Source organism: Methanosalsum zhilinae DSM 4017, from assembly GCF_000217995.1.
GTDB lineage: Archaea > Halobacteriota > Methanosarcinia > Methanosarcinales > Methanosarcinaceae > Methanosalsum > Methanosalsum zhilinae.
This window is the reverse complement of sequence record NC_015676.1, coordinates 1-20290: the sequence shown is the minus strand read 5'-3', so window position 1 is coordinate 20290 and position 20290 is coordinate 1. Positions and strand designations below refer to the sequence as shown.

Sequence of the window (20290 nt, the reverse complement as noted above, 5' to 3'; positions counted from 1 at the left end):
TTAGTTGCTGAAATATAGGAGTGAAAAATATGCAAGTCAAAGAAGTTATGGTAGAGCCGTCAACCATCGATAAGGCTGACACTGTGTCCTATGCTCTTGATATGATGGAAAAGAAAAAAAGTCGTCGTCTGCTTGTTACCCATAACAGTGAAATCGTCGGCATACTGACAATGCGCAATCTTACAAAGGAGCTGGGTACACGTAAAAAATACGGTCTGCCTGCATCTGCACTTCATGTAGCAACAGCAGTTTCGGATAATTTTGTTAAGGTATTCCCTGACACTGAACTTGATGATGCTGTCACCCTTATGGCAAAGAATAAAGGCATAATCATAGTTGCTGATCAGGAAAATATCCTGGGCTGGATCACACCGGTTGAGCTATTAAAGAATGGATATTTTGAGGGATATGCAGCTGAAGTGATGGAAGCAGATCCTATACTTGCAACTCCAAGTGACAGGGTGGTCCATATCAGGAGATTGATCCTTGATAATGATATTGGAAGATTGCCGGTTGTTGAAAATGGTGAACTTGTGGGTATTGTTACCGAAAGGGATATTGCAAAAGCTATGCGTGCATTCAGAGATCTTGTTGCAGGCAATCAGCAGGATTCACGTATAAAAAATCTCATTGTTGAAGATATTATGACTATAGGTGTAAAAACAGTCTATACAAACACTCCTCTGCAGGATGTGGTAGATCTTATGCTTGAAGAGAATATTGGAGGACTGCCAGTACTGAATCTGGAAAATGAGTTCGTAGGTTTCATCACACGCAGGAATATAGTCAATACCCTTGTTAAATAAATATTAAGGGTAAAAATGGATTTTCAGAACTATGAGTAAAAAAACTGATCAGAAAATACCACTGGACATAAATAAAACCGCCAGTTATCTGGATATCTCTGAAAAGAGACTGGAAAAGCTGATTGAAAGAAGAATATTGACAGCCAACTGGGGAAAGTACAGACAATTGCTGCGCTTTGACAAGAAGGTATCTCACATAGAAGAGGGAAGCGTATTGAACCAGCAAAGCAATGAGCTTGAGCTGGTTCGTGGCTTTCCAAAGATTAGAAGAGCACTGCTTCTTGAATCTGCCATCATTAAGAACTTTGAAACTGCAGATAGTGTGGCAATTGAAGAAAAGATGAATGGATACAATGTCCGGGCCGCAGAAATCAATGGAGAGGTCCTGGCATTTACCAGAGGAGGACTTGTGTGCCCCTATACCACTGAAAAGGTCCGGGAACTTATTAATCTGGACTTTTTCAGAGACCATCCTGATCTGGTACTGTGTGCAGAGATGGTAGGTCCTGATAATCCCTATGTTCCAAAGGACATCTACAATATTGATTCACTTCAGTTTTTTGTGTTTGATATTCGAAAAAAAATACAGGAAAACCCTATTCCATTGATGAAAAAAGAAAGCTTGCAGATGAATACGGACTTGCTCAGGTAAAATTTTTCGGAGAATATCCTGTCAGGGATGCTTCCCAGAAAATAATGAAAATTATAGAGGAACTGGGGAAAGACAAACGTGAAGGTGTAGTGGTCAAGGACCCTGAGATGGTATTGCAGCCAATGAAATACACAACCTCCCAGAGTAACTGTGCAGATCTGGAACATGCCTTCAAATTCTATAATGATACTGGAAGAGATTATCTATTCTCTCGAATTGTAAGAGAGGGATTCCAGTCAGTTGAATGGAATGAAAATGATGAAGAACTTCAGAAACGATGTATTCAGCTTGGCCAAAGCATTCTCATTCCAATGGTTGAAACAATAAATAAAGTTGGCTGCGGTGAAAGAATCACAGATGATGTTCAGATCCGGGTAAAAAGTTTACATACTGCAGGTAAATTCAAAAATTATCTTCAAAGACTTGGAGTTGAAGCAGTTTTTGAAGAGCCTGTAAAAGAAGATGATCAATATCTAGTCAGAATAAAAAAACTCAACAAGAGCACAAATGACAAGACAGAATCCATATGGAAAGGAGACTACTGGTAAAAATCCTCATCCATCTATTCTCAGAGACAGTTAATTTTTCAAAAAAGATATATTGCTGTGAAAGAATTATTCCATCAAATCGATGCGGAGTAATCAGATAATATGACAAAAATAACTGTTATTGGTAATGAAGGAAGTGGGAAGACCACACTTGCCTCAAAACTTGGAAAGAAGGGAGCTGTTTCTGATATTGTCACATATGAGTTCAGTAAAAGCGGTGAAGTGCTTACAATAATAGACCCTGCGGGATATCCAAAATCCATCAAACCACTGCTAACAGCCCTTCACCTATCAGATATTGCCCTAGTATGCATTCCACCGGAAGGCCCGGATATATATGCAGGCGAGTGTATACTGAGTCTTGACCTGCTAAATTACAGACATGGTATCTTCGTGCTGACAAAATCTGATACCACCTATTCTTATGCCCAGGATGAGCTGAAGGACAAAATAAAGAAAATAGTTGCAGGAACCACTCTTGAAGAATGGGACTATATTGAAGTATCAGCCACAGAACATGAAGGAATGAACGAACTAAGAGATATGATATTCACTATTGGTAAAAAAGTTGATTCCGAGCACAGAGAACTGGATTCCCAAAGCCCCAGGGTGGTCATTGACCAGGTATTCAATGTTACAGGAATAGGATGTGTTGCTCTGGGAGTTGTAAAGCAGGGCTCGATCAATATTAAAGATAAACTCAGTGTATTTCCGACCAGCAAAGAAATTGAAATACGTTCCATCCAGATACATGACGAGGACAAAAAGCAGGCTTTTACAGGAGATAGGGTAGGACTTGCTCTAAAAAATATTCAATCCAAGGAAATTGAGCGAGGATACATAATATCAGAAAAAGAACTCGTTGATACTGGATTCAATCTGAAATGCCGTATCTCTCGTTTTTCAAAGAAAATCAATCTTTTCGATGTATTACATCTGTTCAGTGGGATCCAATCATCTCCTGTAAGAGTTGAAAGAATTGAGATCAATGATACAGAAGTTGACAGTGCAGATCCTGGAAGTGAATGCACTCTCCACCTTGCAGGTGAAAAAGAGATTGCATACAGCACTCAGGACAGATTCATAATTGTCAACCTGGATGAAAAGCAGAGATTTTCAGGTTACGGATTCCCTTAATGAGATTCTGTAATCTCTTCTTCATGGATTAATGGAAGAAAACCCTTTATCTGTGATGGTCTCTGGATCATTCCAGCAATCGATGTGTTTTCAGGAAGATCCATCATGGTCGGCCTGTTTACAGGAGAGTGTGAATGAACAGCCTTATACTGTTTGCTGTATCCTGAACTGATTCCAGAAGGGTTCAGGACAGCACTTACATGAATGTTTTCATATTGTGAAACTCTGGTAGGAGAAAGATCCTTCTTCAAATCCTTGTCCCTGCTAACAGAGCCTTTTTTTTTGCCCTGGTGATAACTGTCCCTTACAATCTCCTCTAGGCCATATTCCCTGCTGAAATTATAAAGGGTAACAAGGCTTTGATTGACCCATCCTATTTCTGAATGTCTGTGATAGCCAACCTCAAATCCAAGTTCATATGCTTTCTTTACAAGCTTGTCCTTTTCATCATCACTTATGGACTTTCTTTCATTTTTTTTGCGAAAAATCCTTACCATTCCAGGCCCCCTAATTTTTATTTAAGCAGGTCAAAAATTTTCAAACCCCTGCCTGTAAAGTCCATACGGCGCATATCGCAATCGTGCATCGTGCCTCGCATTTTAATTATCTGAAGGGCTCGTATCATACTTTTATCATACAGGAAATTATGTAAAAATATTACTCCGTGCGATGCAAACTGTTCAGTTGTATATGCCTGTGGATCGGTCATCTCTGAGATCAGGACAGTGGTGCATCCCAGTTTTTTCAGGTGTCGGATAAACCTGCTCATTTCCTTTTCTTCCAGAGAGGTATCCTTAGTTGTAAAACGTATGGCAGACAGTGAATCTATCACAAGCCTTTTTACATTATATTCCCTGACATAGTTTGAAATTTCCTTGTAGACCATTGCAGGTGAGGGTGCATCAGTTTCAAGAGATGCATGACCAACCTCGTATTCCGGTGTTATAATGTCATGCATCTCATCCATATACCCATATTCAAGTCTTGGTCCAAGATCAGCAAAAAGGACCTTTCTTGATTTTATCAGTGAAGGCAGGTTTATAGCATAGTTGGAGATATCATCAATTATGTTCTGCGGACTCTCCAGCAGTGTTACATATAATCCAACCTCTCCTTGCGAGGCACCCTGTATCAAAAACTGCATACCAAATGTGGTTTTGCCACAACCCGGTGGACCACTTACCAGATAGACTCTTTCAGATAGCAAACCACCCTCAATCAGTTCGTCAAGTCCCTCAATTCCGGTAGGTATTCTCATGATGTGTGTCCTCATATCAATTTATCATTCAGGTTGCAATTCCAAAGTTATACATCAGATAAGTTAGTTTCTAATTATTGTATCCAGAATAGAGATACTTTAACCCATCGATTTAATTCCTGTGAACTGTAAATATTGATATAGAAAAAAAACAACTATTCACAGTATATGAAAAAAACGTCCCGATTCAGTATTGGTTATCTGGAATTCCTATGGACAGTCAAAGTGTTCATGGGGTTTGCAGTTATTTCATTTTTTTTTAGTACCTTCATATATATGGTTATGGTGGTATTTGCACAGCCTGAACCTGTAAATCACGCAATAGCCACTACTGCAGAAACTGCCATGACAAAAGTTGAGGTCACTGCCGGATACATACCTCTCATGTGGTCAATCTTTATTCACAATACAGTTGCTGTTCTGACAGCCTGCGCTGGTACAGGTATATTTGTGTATATGCACAGTCTCATGATAGGTGAACTTGGAATCAGAAAGCAACATTCAACATACAGCAATATCTCCAGCAGAATTGAACGCCTTCTCTGGCCGGTATACAGGCTAATTCATTATACTGTATCCAGATTCAATACATCAGTATCTGAAACTCACAGAGAGGTGCCTTCCACAAATGAAGGATCCATATGGGATCTATGCGGATATACAAAGAATGAATACCGTACATTTTCCTGGATCATGCCCTATACTGTACCTGTACTGATCATAATGGTGAATGGCATTCTTATTGGAATACTGCTTGCTTTTGTTAATTTCAACAGTGCACTGATCGCATACCAATTAATGGGGAATCCGGGAATAATTATTGGTATACTCTATTCATGGGTTTATTTTACAGTCTCTGTGTTACCCCATGGGATCATTGAAATTCCAGTTATCCTGGTCTCTGCAGCACTTGGATACAGATTTGCCAGAATACAGTCAGGAATGATCACTGATAATGAACTGTTTACTGGTGATAATGTAGATGAATTGAAAAATGATGTTGAAAAGATAAATTCTGTTACCAGAGAATATTTGAGTTCCAGATATCTCTGGCAATTTTTGCTGATTTCAATCATATTACTGCTGATCGCAGCATATATCGAGGTCAATATAACACCCGTGATAATGGAAAGATCAATGCAGGCAATAGAGGGCTTTATGCTCTGAAATGCAAAGATACATTCATAACTGCACATACTCAGAAAATTATTTCAGCTATCCTCATTTCATTGTTTTTCTAAATTCCGTAATACCTTTTGCTACATTTGAGAGAAGATTAAATGCAATTTCCTGCGAGGGCCATGAACCAAGTCCACAGTCTGGACCTGCATATTTTATTCTTTCATCAAACAGAGAATATGCCCGCTCGAGTCTCTTTGCAATAACAGACGGAGTTTCCATACCAGTCACAATCTCCTGCAGCATTGAAGGGTTCTTCCATACATTCATACTGTGCTTTTCATTAAGGATCGCACCCAGATTGGAAATATCTGTTCTTGCAATACCAACCCTCAAAAAGGAATCCCATTTCTCAAGAATGTTTTTGTCGATCAGTTCGAAATAAGACGGACTTGCAGCAGATTCGATGCCTATCACATTTATGCTTTCTGCCTGGCAGGCAAGTTCATAGTGCAGGGGAGAGTGCAGGTGAATCTCCACATCAATATTGTTTCTGCTTGCATAATCTCCTGAAGCTGTCAGTGCATCGATTATATGTGGATTATCAAACATGATCTGGGAATTTATTCCTATGCTCGGCTCATCAATTGAAACAGTTCTCACCCTGAAGTTCCTTGCGGATCGTACAGCATTCTTTACAAAAAGGTTAACACTTTCAGCCAGCTGGTTTAGAATATCGGTATACTCACTGCTTCCAAATTCCTGAAGATACAGTTCAACAGGTCCAGTAACACAGATACGGATATCAGGTCTTTCTCCTGTCTGCTGATAATAAAGTAAAGCTGCCTGTTCTATCATTTCCAGTTCAGCTATAACCGCTGCCTCCTCACGCACCCTGAACGGTTCATCACAGCATCCGGGATCTTTGATAATTGAGAGGAATTGATTATTCATATCCCTTAGCTGAGGATATGTGGGTACCTCCACTCCGGCATCAATCTTCTGCCTGAAAACATCACTGACAACAGATTTTAGCTTTTCATTATCCGGATCATTTTCAAATTGGACCTGTAGCCAGTCTCTGCTAACTCCTTCAGGAAGAGGATAACTTCCAATATCATCATAGATTATGCTGCTCATGGTACAAAGTTTGACTGGATATCATTTATATCTTTGTTCCATAAAGTTTTTCCACCGACCTGAACAATATAACAGATCTTACCGTAAACTGTTTTATTAACCAGCACCATATTCAGAATTGATCATGGATTTAAAACAGAGGTTATTCACTGTCCTGAATTCTGGAAAGCCAGATATTGTCCCTGTGGTTTCAGTGACCCAGACAGCCACTGTATATCAGATGCAGATGACAGACTCTTTCTGGCCAGAATCCCACATAAATCCTGAATTGATGGCATCACTTGCCCTGGCCGGGCATACAATAGCAGGTTTTGAGGCAGTACGCTACCCATACTGTCTGACAGTTCTTGCAGAGGCAATGGGATGTGATGTGAACATGGGAAGAATTGATGTACAGCCCTCTGTGATAACACATCCTCTTTCTGATAAAAAAAATGAGGTCATATATCCGGATGGTCTCCTTAATGCAAAAAGAGTTCCTTCAGTACTGGAAGCTACCCGTATTCTCGAAGAAAGAACAGATGGCAATGTACCCCTTATTGCCGGAATGGAGGGGCCTGCCACACTCACAGCCCATCTTACTGGTATGTATAATTTTCTTACATGGTCTGTACTAAACCCTGAAAATATTGACAGTATTATGCAGATTGCAACTGATGTATGCATAGAGTATGCAGATGCATTACTGGACTGTGGAGCAGATATCATTTCAGTTGCAGACGGTATTGCCGGGCCTGATCTGCTGGATCCTGGCATGTATGAATCACTGGTTCAGCCACTGCATAAAAGGCTTGCAGATAGAATAAAGGGAAGAAAGATCATTCATATGTGCGGAACTGCTCTCCCTATTCTGGATGCTATCTCAGAGTGTGGGTTTGATGGGATCAGCCTGGAGGAATCAATTGATCTGTCACAGGCCAGTGAAATCATATCAGGCAGGGCAATAATAGCAGGAAATGTATCTGCATACAGGACACTCCTAAGCACATCCCCTGAAAATGTAATAAAGGAGTCCAGGCAATGCCTGGAAAAAGATGTGGATATACTGGCCCCTTCCTGCGGAATAGCACCCAGAAGCCCGATTAAAAATCTGAAGGCATTGGTCAGGGCAAGGGATGAATATTGTATGAATTAAGCTTCTGTACCATTTGATAATTAGAAAATACCGATATATAATTAATAGGTGATTTTGTGAAAGTAGCAATAATTGGTGGATTTCTTGGAAGTGGAAAGACTACAGCTATACTCAATCTAGGAAGACAGTTAAGCACAAATGATCAGAAAGTAGCCATAATTGTAAACGAAATAGGTGAAATCGGAATTGACGGAGATACCATATCCAGTTCCGGAATCAGAACAAGTGAACTTACAAGCGGATGTATCTGCTGCTCTCTCAGGATTGATGTGGAAAATACGTTAAGGGCCCTTAAAGAAGAATTTGATCCCGATATTGTGCTGATAGAACCTACGGGAATTGCTTTCCCTGCCCAGATAAGGGACGATCTTGCAACAATAGGCATTCCCGGTATCACCTTTGCACCCATCATCTGTCTTGTAGATGGGAAAAGGTTCAGTACTGAATTCAAGCAGATCCCTAAGTTCATTGTCACACAGATAGAAGAAGCAGAAATCATTGGTATAAACAAAATAGATATCGCCCCACCTGAGAGAATACCTGAAGTTATCAACAGACTCCGTGAGATCAATGAAGATGCACAGATAATGCAATTCTCAGCCAGAATCAGTGATGAAAGGTTCCAGAAACTGTTCAGCAATATTTTCCGGGACAGTCATACCCAGAAAAATGCATCCAGACTGGATTCGATAGAGATGTCAGAAATATCCACATACTCTGCAGAATTCGAGCTCCTGCCTGAGATTGATCTGGATACAGCCAGATCTGTTTCTGAAAAGCTTCTCCTCAAACTCAAGGAAGAAGTAATGAACAAGAGTCCTCTATTTATCGGCCATATGAAGGCTATTATTGATATTCCAGGAAATATGGTAAAGACAAGTCTTACTTCCTTTGAGGATTTACCGGCATCTGATATCTTTGAAAAGTCTGAAAATAACGGGGCTGGTCTGAAATTACTGACTGCTGTAACCGGAGTGGAGCCTGATGAGCTTACATATACTGTGGAAAGGACAGTAGAAAACGTGTTTGAATCCGAAAATATCCAGCTCAAAAAACTGGATAGTATCTGCAAGACAAAGGATTTTATCTCCCTTTCAGACCTGTCAGCCAAATGATATCCCAGGTCCTCCATTGCTCATATCTGCATTACTGTTGAAAATAACACCGGATCAATTTTGTGTCATTGAGTTTTACATTTATTAATATTTCAGAAAAAAAATATTATATAATTAATTATAAATGATCTCAGAACAAATACAACTGCATGGAACTTAATGCGGGGATTTCAGATAAGCTGGAAAATGTGGGAAAAGTCGATGTGGTAATCGGAATACAGACCAAAAATGTTGAACCAACAATACTTCATGTAATGAACGTTGTTCGTGAGGGGGTGATGCAGTACCTCTCTCCATACAGAACACTTGTTGTGGTCTCGGACGGTTTCTCAACTGACAGAACAGCAGAACTGGCTGAGATGTTTGATATCTCTCCGGTACAGAAGATGGTAGTAGAGCAGATGGGAGATCCGGGTAAAGGAAATGGTATGCGTACCGTTATAGAGATTGCCCATCATCTGGATGCAAAGGCTGTAGCATTTGTAGATGGGGACCTTCTTTCCATTAAAAGTGAATGGATACAGGAACTGGTAAGACCTGTACTGTACGGACGGACGGGTCTTGTTGTCCCATTCTATGTAAGGGATAAATTCGATGGTGTGATTACAAATAACCTGGGGTATCCATTCACAATGGCCTATTACGGAATTGATGTTAGACAGCCTATTGGTGGTGAGTTCTGCATTTCAAAAAGACTTGCTGAATCCCTCAGGCAGCACCCGCTATTCCCTCCGGACTTTGGAATAGATATTTTTATTACAAGTGTTGCAGCTGCTGAAAATCACAGGATCAGGGAAGCTATGCTTGGCCTTAAACTTCATGAGTCCACCTCAAAATATGTTGAACCTGAATCTTCAATCATACCAATGTTCAGGCAGGTCGTAAGGGAGATGTTTGATCTGGCAATCTATTATTCAGACCGAAATTTCAGGTACAGAGGTGGAGACCTTATTGAAACATCAGAGTATTTCGGACCTTCACCGGTACCTATCACAATGGATATAGAGAAAATGAAAGAAACCGTCAATCTCAGGTTTGGTGAATACTCTGATATCTACAAAGGAACATTTCCCTCTGAATTAATGAATCATATCTGCGCCACCATCAGAGAGAACAAACCTCTGGATGCCGATAATTGGGCTCGCTGTGTGTGGCATATGTTCAACAGATATTGCGATGAGAAAAACACGGTCATCATTGACGCATTGAGGGTTTTATGGCTTACCAGATTTATTGCATTCTATGAAGAATGTAAGGATATGAATCTTACAGAAGCTGAGAGTGAGATAAAGAAAAACGCAAGAATATTTAGAGATGTTATGACAGAGATCCTTCCATCTGACTGATCAGGAGGATTTGCTATGGATAGTGATTCAGAGGCACTTAAAAGTGATGCCACTCAGATAATTACAGAAGCTATCAAATCTGTTGAACCGGGTAGGTCTGTGACTAGGGCCATTGAAAGGACTGGAGAAATCCTTAGCATTGAAGGCAAAAGATATGATCTGGATTCCTTCAATAATATCTATGTGATTGCTTTTGGAAAAGCTGCTGTATCTATGGCAGAGGCTATAGAAAAAATACTTGGAGATAGAATTTCTGAAGGGATTGCAATAACCAAATACGGTTATGGCTCAAATTTAAATTTTATACCTGTTTTTGAGGCTGGACATCCTGTACCTGACCAGAACGGATTATCTGCAGCCAGAAAAGTGAGAAGCATGCTGGATAAAGTCGGTGAAAAGGATCTGGTTATATACCTGATATCAGGTGGTGGTTCAGCACTGCTTACATTACCTCACGAAAGAATATCACTTGAAGACATGATGATCACAACAGAAACTATTTTGAGGGCAGGAGCCACTATTGGCGAGCTCAATGCTATCAGAAAGCATCTCTCAGCAATCAAAGGTGGTGGACTTGCAAGAATGAGTTATCCTGCACAATCAATCAGCCTCATACTCTCTGATGTGGTGGGAGATACTCTGGATGTTATTGCATCAGGTCCCACAGCTCCTGATACTTCCACTTTCAGCCAGTGCAAGGAAATAATCGAACGATACAATATTCAGCTGCCTCTAGCTGTACAAAAGTTTATTGAAGAAGGTGCTGACGGCCTTATCAGGGAAACACCAAAGCCAGAAGATGCTATATTTAAAAGATGCCATAATTATATCATTGCAAACAACAGACTGGCAATATCCCGTGCTGTGGATGTAGCAGTTGACCTTGGATATAATTCAATTGTTCTTACATCCACTATTACCGGTGAAGCCAGAGAGGTAGCCAGGGTCTTTGCAGCAATCGCAAGGGAAGAACAACATAGCAGACCCGTAACATTACCTGCATGCATAATAGCCGGAGGTGAAACTACTGTAACTGTATCCGGGAATGGTAAAGGTGGAAGGTGCCAGGAATTTGCCCTGTCCTTTTCAATGGAATGTGCAGGAATGAATAACGTTATGATGCTGTGTGCAGGTACTGACGGAACCGATGGACCAACAGATGCTGCCGGTGCCTTTGCAGATGGTCAGACAATTGGGAAGGGGGAAAAATTAGGACTTAATGCAGGAAAGTATCTGGCTGAGAACAATTCGTATCATTATTTCAAACAGACCGGGAATCTGTTGATAACAGGCCCTACAGGTACCAATGTTATGGACATATATCTATTATTAATAAAATGATCCTGAAAAGTTTCTATCTGCCTCCAACAAAAGATGTTTAAATTATGAAAGAAAAATAATAGTAGTGAGGTGGGAAAGCATAATCAATAAGGGATCAGGCACAGCTTAAACGGTAACGCGGGATTTATATACAATTAGTTCGTATATAATAAAACAAACGGGGATTCTGAAATTCGTAGAGAAAATGATCGGAATCATCCTTACAGAAGGAAATGATGATCATGGTAGATAAAAGACGCCGCTCCTTTGATGATAAGGAAAATAATTTTGGTGGAGAACATATAGAAAATATCGAACAGCTGATAAACTACATAACCAGCATGTTTGAAAACAACTCCAGTAGGCCACCTGACAAACCGCTTGTATATGGTTTTACAATAATCCAGAATCCTGGAAAGAAACCCGAGATTCTTGGATTTAAGGGGCCAGTACCTGATATTTCAAAAATTTTTAACAATCAGCAGATTTTGGTTGGCCAGAAAGAGCCATTCGTCGATATACTGGAAGCAGAAGATACCCTATATCTGATAGCTGATATGGGTACCGATGAAGAGAACATCGAATATTATATCTCAGATGATAGTGTGGAAATTGCTTCATTTGCCCATGGAATGCGATATGCAAAAACCGTGGAACTTCCTGTAAAGGTAGATCCCAGCAGTGCAAGATCAACATGCAAAAATGGAGTACTTGAAATTGCACTTGATATTATGGCCAGATAAAATCTGTATATCAGGCAAAAAATGCCTGATATCTCTATTTTACATTGAATCCGGTGCTTCAAGACCAAGAATATCCAGAATTTCTGAAAGAACTATACGAGAACAATCAACCAGTGCAAGTCTGCTTTTACACAACTGCTCATCTTCTGAACTGAGAACAGGGACAAACCTGTAGAACTGATTAAAGGCATCAGCAAGTTCCCGGGCATATATTGCAATTATATTTGGTTTGAGTTCCTGTGACGCAGTTTCTACTGCATGGTCCAGACCAGCCATTTTTCTGATAAGTTCGATCTCTGTATCCTCTACAAGAACAGAGCCATCAAAGGCATTTCCAGCATTCCATATACCTTCCTCTTCTGCCTTTCTCAGTATACTGCAGGCACGTGCATGTGAATACTGTATATATGGCCCGCCCTGCTTTTCAAAGTCAAGGGCCTGTTTCCAGTCAAATACAGTAGACTTTTCAGGAGATACCTTGACAATATCGTATCTCACCGCAGCCATTCCAACCATCCTGGAAACTTCTTTTTTGAAACCTTCTCCCATTTCAGGACGCCGTCTGTCAACCTCTGAGAATGCCTGCCTTTCAACCTGTTCCAGCAGGTCATCTGCTGTGATAAATTTACCTCTTCTGGTACTCATAGAGCCTTCCGGAAGGGAAACAAATTCAAATATAATTATCTCGGGCTCAGGTTTGCCGATGATACTGAGTACAGTCTTTAGCTGGGAGGATATCAGTTTATGATCTGCTCCAAGCACATCGATCACCCTATCTGCCTGCCTGGCCTTCCATTCATGATATGCAAGATCACGGGTGGTATAGAGTGATGTACCATCTGAACGCTGGATGACCAGATTCTTTTCAAAACCATGGTCCTCAAGATCAACTACCAGTGCACCATCGTTCAATTTTGTTCTGCCCTGTAACTTTAGCTGTTCAATAATATCTGAAACTGCTCCGGAGCGAACAAAGTCAGATTCTCTGACATACTGATCATGATATATGTTCATGACTGAAAGTGTTTCTCTGATACCCTCAATCGCATGATCCACAGCTCTGTCAAAGCGATTGATGGTATCAACATCACCGCTCTCAACAAGCTGCATAAGCCGATCGATTTCTATTTTTTTATCCGGATCCTTTTCAAGCTCAGCATTGGCACGAATATATACATCAGCAATAGCATGATCTGATTTCTTCGACCCATCCAGATCAAAATTGGCCAGAGCCCATGAAACAATTGCTATCTGCCTGCCCATATCATTTACATAATAATGTGTTTCAACATCATATCCTGCATGTTTAAGTATCCGGTACAGAGTATCCCCTATAACAGAATTTCTGATATGGCCCACATGGAGTGGCCCATTTGGATTTGCCGACGTGTGCTCCAGTATGATCCTGCCCTGACAGAAGCCTCCACCAAACCGACCTTGATCTTGCCTTATTCTGACAAGGGTGTCTTCAAGGTACCTGTGTTTTGCAAAAATATTTATGTAAGGTCCTGTCGATATTATTCGATCTATATAAGAATTCTCAGGAATCTCACACATTTCAACGATCTTCTCTGCTATCTCTTTTGGATTCTTGCGCTCAGCAGATGCCAGTCTGAAGGCAACTCTTGAAGAAATATCGGCGTGCTGGGATGGAGAAAGATCCAGGTTTTCAGCCCTGAATCCACACTTATCCAGCGATTTTTCAATTACTGACTTTACCTCTGTTCTGAATTCTAAAAACAAAAAATCACCTGATAATCCATATTTCAGATACCTGTGCTAAACCTTAAAATTGCAGCCAGTCCTCCAAAGGCATTCATAAGCTGGGAACCTTCTTCAAATTCCGTGGATATGAACTTCACCTCTGTACCCATCTGATCAGCCAGATCTGATAGTTCATCCACAATATCAACCTTTTCTTTTATCTCAAGCGGTGAACCACATTCAGGGCAGTTCCCAATTGAATCAGAACTCTGTGATGTCATCTCACCTGCCCTTAGCTGCATGGTATACTTCTTTTCATATCCACATGAGCTGCATCCAATAACTGTTTTTTCAGCTCTTAGATCTTCAGATATGAGAAGGACCTCAACAGAACCTATTTCAAGGTTCTTTCTTACATTTTCCTCTCCATAGGCTGCTTTTTCAGATTCTGATATCAGCTCTGTAAAGAACCTTTCCATAGCCCTTTTTTCTTCCATCAGATCAATGTCATAGAGTCTTTCACTGGCTGCATTGACCAATTCCGACAATCCAGATTCATCAGTATATGCAACATCAAAAAGACCTACCTTTTTCTTTTCAAGTTCATGATGCAGGTACTCTCCAGAATCAAATTCTTCCTTTGTAGGCGATGGTCCTCCTATAAGTACACCTGCAAGATCATTCATATCTACCGACATAAAGACTTCGTTAGCAGCCTCTCCCACCTTCTTGTAGAAATCATGTATGGCAATAAGCCTGAGCTGCTGGAATCTCTGTGCACTCTGTCCTCCTTTTCTCTGTTTACCTGGAACGGTGGAGGTCAGGTGACGGTATGATTCTATACGCTTTCCAACAAGCAATCCTATTGTGGCCTCACGTCTATCAAGAACCAGTAACCCGTAAGTCTTGGTTTCTTTAAGCATTGACTCAAGAGGTTCAAGGTAGAACCTTGAATCACAGTGATACCTGTATGTAATAATTGGCTGGGGGGGTTCAATTATTGTTGTTTCCATGCTGGTCTTATTTGCTCCTACATCCACAGCACCGGTAAAATATATTATTCCATTCTCAGGTACCTCTTCCAGATACTTCAGTCGGGATAACAGGGAATCAAGTGCCCCCTGAACATTGCTTCTTGTAACCTTTGACTTGATGTTTGATGCCTGTCCGTGTTCCACTTTAAGCTGGGATACAACATCTGATATCTGTTTGTCTGGTGGAATATAAAGGGAAACCAGTTCAGTACCCCGTCCCTTCTTGCTCTTCAGTTGTTCAAGTTTTCTTTTAAATTCATATTTTTTATGTGCAGATTGTTCTGACATTTTAATGATGCTCCGTGATAAAAGTAATTCAGTATGATAAATTTTTGAATAACAGATGCAGTTATCGGCTATACTGCGACCAATAATTCTGTAAATTTAACAGAATGTCAACCAGGATACTATCTATGGTACTATCTATACATGCTAATTCCTAGGTTATGTAGCTGTCGTGGTAAATATAGATTATGATCAAAAAATATTGTTAGAAAAGATAACTTTCTTGTTCGGATTTTGACAGAAGTACGACCCTGCTTGTTTCCACATCATCTATTATCTCATATCCCATTTCATTTGCAACCTTGTGTGCAAAGGAAAATACTTCATCATGTGAGGGCATTGCATCCCTTGGAAGGCGCCTTCTGGAAAAACCAAGATGCATATAGGCCTTAAGTTCAACAAAATCAGGATCTGCCATTTCAAGAAGACGGGCATATCCTGCAGGATCGAACATGTTCACTCCCTTTATCAGGGTTACACGAACGGCAGTTCTTTCAGTTTTTCTTCCAAGAATCTCAAGTGACATCTTGATATTTTCCCAGTAATCTGATGATCTAGGAGAACAAACTGAATTATATGTTTCTCTATCAGGTGCATCCAGGCTCATATACAGCTGGGTTGGATTGATTCTTTCAACCATTTCAGGATTTGTTCCATTGGTCACCACAAAGGTCGTAATACCATTTCTTGAAAATTCATCAACAAGTTCTGGAAGATAGGGATACAATGTGGGTTCCCCTGCAAGAGAAATTGCAGCATGTTTGGGCTGATTTGCCTGCATCCATAGTTCCCTTTTTCCAGAATCTCCAAATCCTGAGATGAGTTTCTTATGAGATTTGATTGCTGACCCCACTATTTCCACTGGAGAATCCCATTTCTCAGGCGGTCTGACATCAACTTCCACCGGTCTCCAGCAATGAAGACATTTTTGATTGCACATCATTGTAGGGGTCATCTGCATGCACTGATGAGAATTTATACCATAAAATTTTGATTTGTAGCAGGATCCCTCTCCCTTCACACTTCGACCAAGCCAGAGGCATGTCTTGACTGCTGAATGATTACCTGCAGAACGATAACCCTGTTTTTTCAGCAATGTCTCAAAGTCGGGAATATTGAATATCTGTTCTTTATAATTCATTTTCTGTTCCATGTAGATAGCCGAGATATATATAAAAATCGATCTATCAGTTGAATTTGAGTATACTTGTTTTAAAGTCCGAGAGATCCACCACAGGAACCCTTGCAGGATTGGGTATAAGATTCACCCTTTTCTGGAATTCGGTCTGTGCCTGCCATGTTCCTGAATTGATCAGTACCACATTTCGATACCTTTCAGCTCCAACGGTATGCACATGTCCACAATGCACTATGTCAGGTACCTGTTCTATTACAAAGTGGTCATTCTTCTCAGGTGCAATTGAAACCCGGCTTCCGTATATGGGCGAAATATGCCGCCTGCGCATCATTTCAACCATTGCTGTTGTTGGATTCTGATAGGATACTCCAGGAACTGCAGCCACCATATCATCAATTGACCTGCCATGATACATCAACACCTTCACCCCTTCCAGATTCAGGAGTGCAGGATTACCAACAAATGTTATATGGTCAGGGAAAAAGGACCTAATCCTTTCAGGCAATTTTGGCTGGGGTTCTGCCTGGCGTACTGCATCATGGTTACCAGGACTTATCACTACCTGTATGTTCTCAGGTATCTGGCTGAAATATTTTCCTGCCACCCTGTACTGCTCATATACATCTTTTATTGATAGTTCATTTTCCTGGCCCGGGAAAATACCAATACCATCCACTACATCTCCTGCAACCAGAAGATACCTGATATCTCTTGACATCTCAGAAAGTTTCTCATTATCAGACTTTCCATTGAGGAAATCAATAAACCTCTCCCAGGCATCCTCAAGAAATGTAGAACTTCCAATATGAATATCCGAGATAAAGACAGCCTTTCCCTTAGTCCAGTTTCTGCACGAAACTGAATTTGGCAGTTCAGGAAAGGTTATCTTATTGGCTATCAGGAGCTTGCTGTCATTTGTCAGTACTCCGCCAATACCTATCACTTCGTCCAGAATGAGCCTGGACGCCTGCTCAAACAGTTCCTTATCATTTACCCTCACAAGGGCTGAAAATGAACCTGTGGGGTCCTCCAGTTCAATCAGTCTGTGGCCATTTGTTGTTGTCTTTAGATCAGATACCATCCCAATAATAGAAACCTCTTCATATCTCTCGTTCCTGCCAAAGCCGGAACTGTTCCTTCGAAGACTCTCTATAGGCCTTGCATTGATCCTGCTTCTTATGATCTCGCTCAATCTGCTATACCTATCCCTGAAATACTGGACAAATTCCATATATTCTCCTACACAGGTGGATCTGTCAGTGATATCAAAAAGAATATCAACATGATTTTTACATGATTCTGAAGATAAGGGTAATTTCATATTCCTGGACATAGGAGTCTGTGAATCCACAGATGCTATCGACACCCCGAAGTCACCATCATTTACAGACCTTGTATATCTGCCATTTTTTTCAAAGCCATCAATATCAATATGTTCTGCATCAATCACAAGAATAGATTCATCAACCACTGAGAGAACATATCTGGCAAGTTTTTCCGGCATTTTATGAGAAGTTATCATCTCAAGTGCATCAGGACTTATCTGATATCCGGCTTCAACAAATTCAGTTACAACATCATTTTTCAGCATAGAGGATCAGGGATATATTGTATATTATGTGGATATGGACCGCAGTATGTAATACAGATCTTACGGATAATAATAGTTTTTGTTCACCAATACGTTTAAAAATTTTATTACCATATACATATATATTCAATCATTTATCTGAGACATTTTATGAATTTCAAAGATTTACTAAATACCCTTCGAACCAGTGACAGTTTCTGGATATCTCTTACCAGGGATATTCTTTCAGTACTATTACTGGTAGGTATATTTCTCCTGCTCTCCCAGATTATATTTGGGATGTGGACACCAATGGTTGTTATTGAATCCGGAAGCATGGAGCCAAATATGAATATAGGGGATATTGTTTTTATCAAGAGTATTGACCGTGTTGATGTGATCACCCATTCCCAGGGAGAGGGAGATTATGTTTCATTTGGAGATTATGGAGATGTTATTCTTTACAGGCCCCTGGGAGATGAGGATGCAACACCTATAATACATCGTTCAATGTACCATGTAGAAGAAGGTGAACCAATGTGGGAAGGAGGACCTCCTGCTCCACACAATGGATACATCACAAAAGGCGATAATCCTGTGACCAACAGGCATTTTGATCAGCAGGGTCGAATCAGCTATCTTCAGCCCGTCAGGGAGGAGTGGGTCATAGGAATAGCAAAATACCGAATACCCTACATAGGACATGTGAGATTGCTATTCAATTGAAAAATAAATTAAAGGAAATTCATAATCTCATCTGGGATGTTATCACAGGTTTAAAACCAGAAAGGGGTTTTAGCCTGTAATCATCTAGCAGAACATCAAGTGTGCTATCAATTGGTACACTCAATGATATTTCCTTGGTCCGGCCATATCTGCCCTTGCTTACAACAACAGCGTTCAGGATACCCAGCATATCAAGTTCTGACATCAGATCAGTTACACGCCTTTGTGTCAATATATCCATATCTATATTATGACACAGTTGTCTGTACACATTGTATACCTCACCTGTTGTAACATTATGATAACCGTTCTTGCGAAGCAGGATTATACTGTACAGAACAAGCTTGGACTGGGTTGGCAGTGTTCTCACAACCTCAACAACCCTATCGATCTCGATCCTCTCCTGGGCGCTTCGTACATGATCTTCCTCGACCTTTGGTTTATTTTCACGTTCAGCCAATTCACCGGCAACCCTTAACAGATCAAGAGCCCTTCTTGCATCTCCGTGTTCCTGGGCTGCGAAGGCTGAACAGAGAGGTATAACCATGGAATCAAGCACATCTCCTTTATAGGCTATCTCCGCCCTTTCCCTCAGGATGTCACTAATCTGCTCAGCATCATAAGGCGGAAAGATAATTTCCTCCTCTCCAAGTGAACTTTTTACTCTGGGATCCAGGAACTCTGTGAATTTGAGATCATTGGAAACACCAATCATACTAACCTTAGCTCTGGTAAGTTCAATATTGATTCTGGAAAGATTATAGAGTACATCATCACCCTTCTTTACCAGTTTATCAATTTCATCCAGTACAATAATAACAACCTGCTCCTTTGAATTAACTGCTTCCTTGAATTTAGTAAAAACCTGGTCTGTAGGCCATCCGGTCATAGGAATATCCTCACCAAAATGTCTTGCCAGATTGGCAAGAAGCCTGTACTGGGTATCAATGACCTCACAGTTTATGTACAGTACAGAGCATGAAACATTCAGATTTTCACTCATTCTTTCCAGCTCAATCCCAACGTGACGGGTACTGGCAGTTTTTCCAGTCCCTGTCTTGCCATATATCAAAATATTGGAAGGTGTATGGCCCCTGAGCGCAGAGACCAGGATTGTGGCAAGATTATTTATCTGTTCATCACGATGGAGAAGGGAATCAGGTGTATAGGAGGGTCTTAAAACTTCTTTATTCTTAAAGATAGATTCTCCCTCCAGTAATTTTTTGAACAAACCATCCAGAGATTTATTATTCATTCTTTGATCAACCCTTCCTGACTATTTATTACACCAATGATAATGATAATCCGACCATCATATCTGCTGAATTTTTGCAGCAACGATTAACAAATATAATATGAAATGCGGCTCTTGAGTCACATTCCCTTGTGATAGGTCAGAATTACACCAATTAGACGTAAACATTGCATTGGAAGTATAGGTTATTAATGATTTGGTAAACACCCCTGTATTTCTACTGGAAATAAACAAAAAAATGATCTGGCAATAGTTTAAA

Annotated in this window: 18 protein-coding genes and 1 pseudogene; 11 read left to right on the top strand and 8 right to left on the bottom strand. The window is 40.4% G+C overall.

Annotated features, from left to right (window positions below; translation table 11 throughout):
* Positions 1-29: 29 nt before the first annotated feature.
* The 4 genes and pseudogenes from MZHIL_RS00090 to MZHIL_RS00080 all read left to right on the top strand — a co-directional run bounded on the left by MZHIL_RS00090 (position 30) and on the right by MZHIL_RS00080 (position 3143).
* A complete protein-coding gene (locus MZHIL_RS00090; protein ID WP_013897338.1) occupies positions 30-806 on the top strand; it encodes a CBS domain-containing protein in 777 nt (258 codons plus the stop codon).
* 31 nt (positions 807-837) lie between these two features.
* Positions 838-1532 (top strand): annotated as a pseudogene (locus MZHIL_RS10860) (RNA ligase); the annotation flags it as partial.
* Positions 1533-1565: 33 nt separating this feature from the next.
* A complete protein-coding gene (locus tag MZHIL_RS10855; RefSeq protein ID WP_394295830.1) occupies positions 1566-2006 on the top strand; it encodes a hypothetical protein in 441 nt (146 codons plus the stop codon).
* A gap of 102 nt (positions 2007-2108) precedes the next feature.
* Positions 2109-3143, top strand: a complete 1035-nt coding sequence (locus tag MZHIL_RS00080) for an EF-Tu/IF-2/RF-3 family GTPase (RefSeq protein WP_013897336.1) — start codon at positions 2109-2111, stop codon at positions 3141-3143.
* Here the strand turns inward: MZHIL_RS00080 and MZHIL_RS00075 are convergent.
* Both MZHIL_RS00075 and MZHIL_RS00070 read right to left on the bottom strand, forming a co-directional pair.
* Positions 3140-3640: a hypothetical protein gene (locus MZHIL_RS00075; protein WP_013897335.1), complete on the bottom strand. Its 501-nt coding sequence runs from the start codon at positions 3638-3640 to the stop codon at positions 3140-3142. The two genes, MZHIL_RS00080 and MZHIL_RS00075, sit on opposite strands and share 4 nt — an antisense overlap.
* Before the next feature lie 17 nt (positions 3641-3657).
* Positions 3658-4401, bottom strand: coding sequence for an RAD55 family ATPase (locus MZHIL_RS00070; protein WP_013897334.1), 744 nt, complete (start codon positions 4399-4401; stop codon positions 3658-3660).
* Positions 4402-4569: 168 nt separating this feature from the next.
* Between MZHIL_RS00070 and MZHIL_RS00065 the strand changes: the two genes are divergently transcribed.
* Positions 4570-5568 (top strand): stage II sporulation protein M, encoded by a 999-nt coding sequence (locus MZHIL_RS00065; protein ID WP_013897333.1) that lies wholly within the window; start codon positions 4570-4572, stop codon positions 5566-5568.
* 54 nt (positions 5569-5622) lie between these two features.
* Here MZHIL_RS00065 and MZHIL_RS00060 read toward each other — a convergent pair whose 3' ends face one another.
* Positions 5623-6660 carry a methionine synthase gene (locus tag MZHIL_RS00060; RefSeq protein WP_013897332.1) on the bottom strand — a complete coding sequence of 346 codons (1038 nt, stop codon included), beginning with the start codon at positions 6658-6660 and terminating at the stop codon, positions 5623-5625.
* A 124-nt stretch (positions 6661-6784) separates the two neighbouring features.
* Between MZHIL_RS00060 and mtaA the strand changes: the two genes are divergently transcribed.
* From mtaA to MZHIL_RS00035, 5 genes are all read left to right on the top strand, one after another.
* On the top strand, positions 6785-7795 hold the full coding sequence (mtaA, locus tag MZHIL_RS00055; RefSeq protein ID WP_013897331.1) for a methylcobamide:CoM methyltransferase MtaA: 1011 nt from the start codon (positions 6785-6787) through the stop codon (positions 7793-7795).
* A 56-nt stretch (positions 7796-7851) separates the two neighbouring features.
* Positions 7852-8910 carry a CobW family GTP-binding protein gene (locus MZHIL_RS00050; protein ID WP_013897330.1) on the top strand — a complete coding sequence of 353 codons (1059 nt, stop codon included), beginning with the start codon at positions 7852-7854 and terminating at the stop codon, positions 8908-8910.
* A 149-nt stretch (positions 8911-9059) separates the two neighbouring features.
* Positions 9060-10256 carry a glycosyltransferase family 2 protein gene (locus tag MZHIL_RS00045; RefSeq protein WP_013897329.1) on the top strand — a complete coding sequence of 399 codons (1197 nt, stop codon included), beginning with the start codon at positions 9060-9062 and terminating at the stop codon, positions 10254-10256.
* A 15-nt stretch (positions 10257-10271) separates the two neighbouring features.
* Complete coding sequence (locus tag MZHIL_RS00040) at positions 10272-11597, top strand: glycerate kinase type-2 family protein (protein ID WP_013897328.1); 1326 nt, start codon at positions 10272-10274, stop codon at positions 11595-11597.
* 221 nt (positions 11598-11818) lie between these two features.
* Positions 11819-12319 carry an Hsp20/alpha crystallin family protein gene (locus MZHIL_RS00035; RefSeq protein ID WP_157209599.1) on the top strand — a complete coding sequence of 167 codons (501 nt, stop codon included), beginning with the start codon at positions 11819-11821 and terminating at the stop codon, positions 12317-12319.
* Between the two features lie 39 nt (positions 12320-12358).
* Here the strand turns inward: MZHIL_RS00035 and argS are convergent, their stop codons facing one another.
* The 4 genes from argS to MZHIL_RS00015 form a co-directional block, all read right to left on the bottom strand.
* A complete protein-coding gene (argS, locus tag MZHIL_RS00030; protein ID WP_013897326.1) occupies positions 12359-14062 on the bottom strand; it encodes an arginine--tRNA ligase in 1704 nt (567 codons plus the stop codon).
* A 23-nt stretch (positions 14063-14085) separates the two neighbouring features.
* The gene (gene prf1, locus MZHIL_RS00025) at positions 14086-15345 is read right to left on the bottom strand and encodes a peptide chain release factor aRF-1 (RefSeq protein WP_013897325.1); all 1260 of its coding nucleotides are present in this window, start codon (positions 15343-15345) and stop codon (positions 14086-14088) included.
* Between the two features lie 202 nt (positions 15346-15547).
* Complete coding sequence (gene twy1 / locus MZHIL_RS00020) at positions 15548-16495, bottom strand: 4-demethylwyosine synthase TYW1 (protein WP_245527546.1); 948 nt, start codon at positions 16493-16495, stop codon at positions 15548-15550.
* 34 nt (positions 16496-16529) lie between these two features.
* On the bottom strand, positions 16530-18071 hold the full coding sequence (locus MZHIL_RS00015; protein WP_013897323.1) for a DNA-directed DNA polymerase II small subunit: 1542 nt from the start codon (positions 18069-18071) through the stop codon (positions 16530-16532).
* Between the two features lie 150 nt (positions 18072-18221).
* Between MZHIL_RS00015 and MZHIL_RS00010 the strand changes: the two genes are divergently transcribed.
* On the top strand, positions 18222-18776 hold the full coding sequence (locus MZHIL_RS00010; protein WP_013897322.1) for a S24/S26 family peptidase: 555 nt from the start codon (positions 18222-18224) through the stop codon (positions 18774-18776).
* A gap of 19 nt (positions 18777-18795) precedes the next feature.
* On the opposite strand, the gene MZHIL_RS00005 is transcribed toward MZHIL_RS00010, so the two are convergent.
* Positions 18796-20031, bottom strand: a complete 1236-nt coding sequence (locus MZHIL_RS00005; protein ID WP_013897321.1) for an ORC1-type DNA replication protein — start codon at positions 20029-20031, stop codon at positions 18796-18798.
* Positions 20032-20290: the final 259 nt, after the last annotated feature.

Bases quoted from the DNA above. Each gene is read 5' to 3' on its own strand.
- MZHIL_RS00090 (WP_013897338.1), top strand. From the start codon at position 30: ATGCAAGTCAAAGAAGTTATGGTAGAGCCGTCAACCATCGATAAGGCT.
- MZHIL_RS10855 (WP_394295830.1), top strand. From the start codon at position 1,566: ATGGTATTGCAGCCAATGAAATACACAACCTCCCAGAGTAACTGTGCA.
- MZHIL_RS00080 (WP_013897336.1), top strand. From the start codon at position 2,109: ATGACAAAAATAACTGTTATTGGTAATGAAGGAAGTGGGAAGACCACA.
- MZHIL_RS00075 (WP_013897335.1), bottom strand. From the start codon at position 3,640: ATGGTAAGGATTTTTCGCAAAAAAAATGAAAGAAAGTCCATAAGTGAT.
- MZHIL_RS00070 (WP_013897334.1), bottom strand. From the start codon at position 4,401: ATGAGAATACCTACCGGAATTGAGGGACTTGACGAACTGATTGAGGGT.
- MZHIL_RS00065 (WP_013897333.1), top strand. From the start codon at position 4,570: ATGAAAAAAACGTCCCGATTCAGTATTGGTTATCTGGAATTCCTATGG.
- MZHIL_RS00060 (WP_013897332.1), bottom strand. From the start codon at position 6,660: ATGAGCAGCATAATCTATGATGATATTGGAAGTTATCCTCTTCCTGAA.
- mtaA (WP_013897331.1), top strand. From the start codon at position 6,785: ATGGATTTAAAACAGAGGTTATTCACTGTCCTGAATTCTGGAAAGCCA.
- MZHIL_RS00045 (WP_013897329.1), top strand. From the start codon at position 9,060: ATGGAACTTAATGCGGGGATTTCAGATAAGCTGGAAAATGTGGGAAAA.
- MZHIL_RS00040 (WP_013897328.1), top strand. From the start codon at position 10,272: ATGGATAGTGATTCAGAGGCACTTAAAAGTGATGCCACTCAGATAATT.
- MZHIL_RS00035 (WP_157209599.1), top strand. From the start codon at position 11,819: ATGGTAGATAAAAGACGCCGCTCCTTTGATGATAAGGAAAATAATTTT.
- prf1 (WP_013897325.1), bottom strand. From the start codon at position 15,345: ATGTCAGAACAATCTGCACATAAAAAATATGAATTTAAAAGAAAACTT.
- twy1 (WP_245527546.1), bottom strand. From the start codon at position 16,495: ATGGAACAGAAAATGAATTATAAAGAACAGATATTCAATATTCCCGAC.
- MZHIL_RS00015 (WP_013897323.1), bottom strand. From the start codon at position 18,071: ATGCTGAAAAATGATGTTGTAACTGAATTTGTTGAAGCCGGATATCAG.
- MZHIL_RS00010 (WP_013897322.1), top strand. From the start codon at position 18,222: ATGAATTTCAAAGATTTACTAAATACCCTTCGAACCAGTGACAGTTTC.
- MZHIL_RS00005 (WP_013897321.1), bottom strand. From the start codon at position 20,031: ATGAATAATAAATCTCTGGATGGTTTGTTCAAAAAATTACTGGAGGGA.